At 69.1% G+C, this 2,983-nt stretch carries 3 protein-coding genes; 2 read left to right on the top strand and 1 reads right to left on the bottom strand.

All coding sequences use genetic code 11. The features are described from left to right. Both VOI19_RS17320 and VOI19_RS17315 read left to right on the top strand, forming a co-directional pair. The coding region (locus VOI19_RS17320) for a cytochrome P450 (RefSeq protein ID WP_323794200.1) at nucleotides 1-272 on the top strand (272 nt) is incomplete at its 5' end. A 247-nt stretch (nucleotides 273-519) separates the two neighbouring features. Further along, nucleotides 520-2,511, top strand: coding sequence for a serine hydrolase (locus tag VOI19_RS17315; protein ID WP_323794199.1), 1,992 nt, complete (start codon nucleotides 520-522; stop codon nucleotides 2,509-2,511). Between the two features lie 31 nt (nucleotides 2,512-2,542). Here the strand turns inward: VOI19_RS17315 and VOI19_RS17310 are convergent. Further along, on the bottom strand, nucleotides 2,543-2,983 hold a 441-nt coding region (locus VOI19_RS17310; RefSeq protein ID WP_323794198.1), incomplete at its 5' end, for a hypothetical protein.

Raw genomic sequence — 2,983 nt, 5'->3', positions numbered from 1 at the left:
CCGACGACGCGCACCACCCCGATCCCGAGGCCTTCCGGCCCGATCGGTTCCTCGGCCAGAACCCGCCCACCAACACCTGGATCCCCTTCGGCGGTGGCGTGCGCCGCTGCATCGGGGCCGGCTTCTCGCTCATGGAGGGGGTCGCCGTGCTGCGCGAGGTCCTGGCGTCGTACGACGTCACGGCGCTCGGTGACGACGAGCCGAAGGTCCGCAACATCACCTCGGTGCCCCGGCAGGGCGCGCACGTACGGGTCTCCGCGCGCCGCGACTGAGACCCACCGCAGACCCACCGCAGACCCTGGCGCTGCCGCGCCCGGCGTGTCATCATCCGGGAGAGGCGCGACGGCGCCTGAGCACGTGCTCCGCTCCACCACGACCGGCGCCCTCTCGGGCGATGGGCCCCTCGTCACTCCCACTCCTGTCGCGGCCCACCACCGGGCCGCCGCTCCCACAGGCCTGCGCCGGGTCGCGGGACATGCCGCGCTCGGACCGTGGGTCACGCCCCGGTCAGGAACCGCCATGTCCCTTCGTCCCAGGTCTGCCCTCACGTCTGCTGTGATCGTCCCGCTCGCCGTGGTCGGTCTGCTCGCCCCGGCGCCACTCGACGGCGCGCGCGCCGCCGTCCCGTCCACTTCTTCCGGTGCCATGGTCGACGCCGTTCCTGCACGTGCGACCGGTGCCGCGACCGCGCGGATCGCCGGCGCCCGGCTGGCGGACCCGGACCGCACGAGCACCACCCCGACCGGCCGGGGGTGGCACCCCAACGCCTCGGTGGCCACCATCAAGGCGTTCACCAGGACCGGACAGCGCATCGTCGACCTCGAGGTCACCAAGGCCGCGGCCAAGCCGACCTTCTCGGTGTCCTACGTCGCCAACAGCGGCGAGTACAAGCGCGGCTGGTGGTGGTACTACGGGTTGTCGTCCGAGAAGGTCAAGGCCAAGCTCAAGGCCAAGAAGGCGCGGTTGATCGACATCGAGCCCTACCGGCTGGGCGGGAAGACCCGGTACGCCGTCGTCATGGTGAAGAACACGGGCGTCGCCAAGAAGACCTGGAAGTGGTTCTCCAAGTCCGGGCTGAGCACGATCCGGGCCTGGGCCGGGAAGCACCGGATGCGAATCGTCGACAGCGAGAGGTTCAGCGTGGGCGGCGCGACGCGCTACAGCGCTGTGCTGATCAAGAACAACCGCACCGACGAGGCCAAGTGGTGGCACTACTACGGGCTCTCCGCGAGCGGGCTGTCGGCCAAGCTCGACGCCAAGCAGGCCCGGCTCATCAGTCTCGAGCGGCGACCCGACGGCACGCTCGACGCCATCATGACCAGGGGCGGTTTCCAGGGGGCCTGGTGGTACGCCCTGGGCCGGACCGCGACGCAGGTGGACGCGTTCCTCAGCCAGGTCGGAGGCCGTCCCTTCCTGGTCGACTCACGTGTGGTGGGCGGGTCGCGTCGCTACGACGTGCTGGTGATCGACACCACCGCTCCCGAGACCCGACGCATCCGCAACCTGGTCCAGGACGACATGTCGGGCTCGTGGGGCTTCTACGCCAAGCAGGTCGACGGGAACGTGGTGGCCGGCCTGAATGCCGACACCGTCTTCGAACCCGCAAGTGTGATGAAGATCGTCCACGCGGTGACCGCACTGCGTGACGTGCAGGCCGGGAACCTGACGCTGACGTCGCCGGTGCAGTGGCGCCGTCACCCGAGTTATCCAGCGCGTTACGCAAGCGACGTCGGGTACAGCCCCTCGAAAGGCAAGAGGGACAAGGACATCTGCGCCTACGACTTCGAGACCGGCGACCCCAACGGTTCAGCCGTCACCGACGAGCTGGGGTCGATCATCATCGAGTACATGCTCAAGTACTCCGACAACCGCACGACCGACGCACTCACCGACCTCTACGGCTTCGAGGGGATCAACGCCACGATGGGGCTCGCCGGGATGACGAAGTCGCGGATGAACCACCGGATGGGGTGCGGAGCCACGTGGGACCGGGATACCGACTGGTCCAACCGGATGACCCTGGTCGACGCGGGCAGGATCTATGAGGGCGTGCAGCTGACGACGCTTCTCGACCAGGAGCGGCGGGCGGACCTCTACCGCTATCTGTTGGGTGGCGCCATCGACCCGACGAAGGCGCTGGCGGCGATGATCGATGAAGAAGCCGTGCGCGCGGGACTGAGCGAGGACGACCGCAAGGACTTCATCGGGCGGGTGATCACCCGCTTCAAGGGTGGCGGGTACACGTTCTGCCCCGAGCCGGACGAGTGCAAGACGTTCTCGCACCACATCTCCACCGACGCAGGGATAGCCTTCTTCCCGATCAAGACGCTCGGCCGGATCACGACGCGCCCCTACGTGTACGGGCGTTTCCTCGACATCACGGTTCCTTGCCGCCTGTCGCGGGTCAAGAACGGGAACTGCGCGGAGTACGAGACCGTGCAAGGGGGCCGTCGGACGCTTGACGTCGAGATCTTGCGACAACCCGCACGTGAGGCACTCGCCACCTGGTGACCACAGCAGGTGACCACAGCGGGTGGCTCCGTCACGCGACGTCCGGCAGCAGGTCGACCGTGGCCGCGACGGCGTCGAAGAGGTCGCTGTAGTCGGCGTACTCGACCCGCGCCACCGAGCACGTCAGGGTGACGCCGGTGCCGTGGGCGAGCCACGCCCACTGATCGCACAACACGTCGGCGCTGCCGAGGCGGTGGGCGAAGCGGCGGTAGGCCACGGGGTGACCCATCAGGTCGTACTCGGCGTCGTCCTCGAGGGCGAAGTCGACGAGCAGGTCGGCGAGCTCGCCCATCGCACGCTCGCGCCAGGCCGTGAGGTCCTCGCCGTCGTCGGCTCGGCAGATACGCAGCACCAGCTCGGGGCGCACCCCGCTCGCGGGCAACCGGGTCGCGCGGGCGGCGACCAACACCCCGGTGTCGGGATCGGAGCGACGTCGCCAGGTCTGGGGGACGGCGATCCCGAGGTGGCGATG

It is taken from the genome of Nocardioides sp., from assembly GCF_034670285.1.
GTDB lineage: Bacteria > Actinomycetota > Actinomycetes > Propionibacteriales > Nocardioidaceae > Nocardioides.
The sequence above is the reverse complement of the archived record's forward strand: the minus strand, read 5'-3'. Positions and strand labels throughout refer to the sequence as shown.

What these genes read in the sequence shown, in the direction of transcription:
- VOI19_RS17315 (WP_323794199.1), top strand. Translation starts at nt 520, where the DNA reads ATGTCCCTTCGTCCCAGGTCTGCCCTCACGTCTGCTGTGATCGTCCCG.